Origin of the sequence: Microbulbifer sp. 2205BS26-8, from assembly GCF_030731025.1 — a bacterium.
Lineage (GTDB): Bacteria > Pseudomonadota > Gammaproteobacteria > Pseudomonadales > Cellvibrionaceae > Microbulbifer > Microbulbifer spongiae.
The window spans coordinates 1-1,945 of the sequence record NZ_JAVAMR010000107.1 but is presented as its reverse complement, the minus strand read 5'-3'; the positions used below and the strand labels follow the sequence as shown (position 1 = coordinate 1,945).

Below are 1,945 nucleotides of genomic sequence, written 5' to 3'. Positions count from 1 at the left end.
AATTTGCTTCATTAAAGCCACAACCATCATCTGTAATAGTAAAGCCTATAATAGGTGGCAATATAGTTGTATCGAAGTCCAAATTACCTTGTACACTGCGATTAATATGTAAAACAATATTGCCATTATCACCATCAATCTTTTCTTCAAGAGAGTGGATAGAGTTAACTACTGCTTCAAAGACTGGCATCAAGCCACGGCTCTTAGGCAAAGAGGTGTTACGTAAGCGCCCTTTTAGATTTGTTTGTAGACTCACTGCTCAATCCATTGATAATAAAACTATTTTTATTAACTTGCTGTAAACTTACTGTATCTTACATTGAATTATGAACCAATTGCTAAACCAATTCCAGCTAAAAATACCTACACACCCCCCTCTCACCTTTCAAATATTACAAATATCACTTCCCTTTTTCGCTGAACAAATAGTGGAAATAATTTGACCTATTGGATATAAGATTTGAATGCGTATATTATTGATTTTTATGGGAATGCAATGAGATACTAACAAATTAAATGTATGACTCCGTAAAAACGAGTGAGGGATAGTCTATGTCTACTTTCTAGGTAATTGACACTAAAGTGAAAGTTCTACCGCAAAGCCCGTTACCCCAAGATGGCGGTGCGTTCTATTTTGGTCGATCAATTGTCCCCGATGACTCTAAGGAAAATGCTATAAATCGCTTGACTTCTGCTCTTGAAGAAGATTTTATGTTGATTGAAAAGGTCTCTAGAGCCGTTACTTATGATAGTCAGCAATGGAACAGCGAAGCCGATGAAGATTTTGAAATCAATGAATCCCATGAGGAAGCCAAGCAGAAAGGAGAGGTTAAAGCCCCCCTCTTTGTGCGAATTAACCATTAGCCTACAACACTTAAGGTGAAGATTTAAATCAAGTTCCTATTCCAGGCTACACAATGTTAAAATCTAAAAGACACCAAAAAAGTAATTTTTATAGGTGCCCTAAACAATGAGATAAATATAATGCGGATACAAGACAAATTTCGCAAGTATGCCGACACTAAGCATTCTAACGCTCACGGAAGTCAGAATGCTCAGCTTAAGGTAATTTTCTTATACCAGTATCAAGCAGGGTTTAGCAGAAGTGAATGGCAGGGAACCGAAACTTACTCCGGCCATGGTGACCACACAGAAAAGCGACTAATCAATCGGTTTTTTATTTACCTGAATCAAAATTTTTCCCAACATGTCAGGTTGCGCCTAGCCAGTGTGCAAGTGTTTACTCGTTTTAATACTTGTTTGCACTGCACCAACGAGCTACTCAATTTTCAACGCAGGCTCGAACAAAGGATGGAGGGTGTTAACAAACAGCAGTTTATAGTGGCCGATCGCGGTCATGTGTATATGCCATCTGAAAGCAGCGGTCAGATTTCTGTTGCAGAAGGCTTGTACCGGAAAGAAGTGGCGAGTTCAGAGTTAAGGCTGAAAGGCTGGACAGTGGAAACACGAACTGAGCGTAAAATTAAAGTTAGCGACATCAGTACATTGGGGAGTCCCGAAGATCCTATTGTTCTGAATTGGTGGAGACGAGAGTGTAAATAATTCTGTGTAACCGCCCCTGCCAGTTGCTTATTGATAATCGGTGAGGTGGTCGCCGAATTCAATTATCAAGCGGTTCAGTGCTGGCTTCTAGTTGCGGATCCGCATCGTCGAGAGTGTAAATTCGTCTGCACAGGATTTGTGAGATCAACCCCAAACAAACTCAATGAATAGCCGCCAATCTTGCAATCGTCACGCCCCAATCACCACCCGCAGATTCACCGTGCGCTGGATGCACTCCATACGCCATGCGCCTTTATTGACCTCTTCGTGCTCGGTGCCCTCTGCAACAGCGGAAGCCTGCAGGGTTTCCACCTTGCCCGGCGTTTGCCAGGGTGTGCCGGCGGCATTGTTGCGCACCTGGTTATCCGTGGTGACGAAGGCG

At 42.3% G+C, this 1,945-nt stretch carries 3 protein-coding genes and 1 pseudogene; 2 read left to right on the top strand and 2 right to left on the bottom strand.

The features are described from left to right. Positions 1–256 (bottom strand): annotated as a pseudogene (locus Q5Y71_RS16680) (ATP-binding protein); the annotation flags it as partial. 326 nt (positions 257–582) lie between these two features. Between Q5Y71_RS16680 and Q5Y71_RS16675 the strand changes: the two are divergent. Together Q5Y71_RS16675 and Q5Y71_RS16670 are read left to right on the top strand one after the other, a co-directional pair. After that, on the top strand, positions 583–864 hold the full coding sequence (locus tag Q5Y71_RS16675; protein ID WP_306043208.1) for a hypothetical protein: 282 nt from the start codon (positions 583–585) through the stop codon (positions 862–864). Between the two features lie 120 nt (positions 865–984). After that, positions 985–1,563, top strand: a complete 579-nt coding sequence (locus Q5Y71_RS16670; protein ID WP_306043207.1) for a hypothetical protein — start codon at positions 985–987, stop codon at positions 1,561–1,563. 189 nt (positions 1,564–1,752) lie between these two features. Here Q5Y71_RS16670 and Q5Y71_RS16665 read toward each other — a convergent pair. After that, a partial coding sequence (locus Q5Y71_RS16665) for a hypothetical protein (protein ID WP_306043206.1) occupies positions 1,753–1,945 on the bottom strand: 193 nt, incomplete at its 5' end.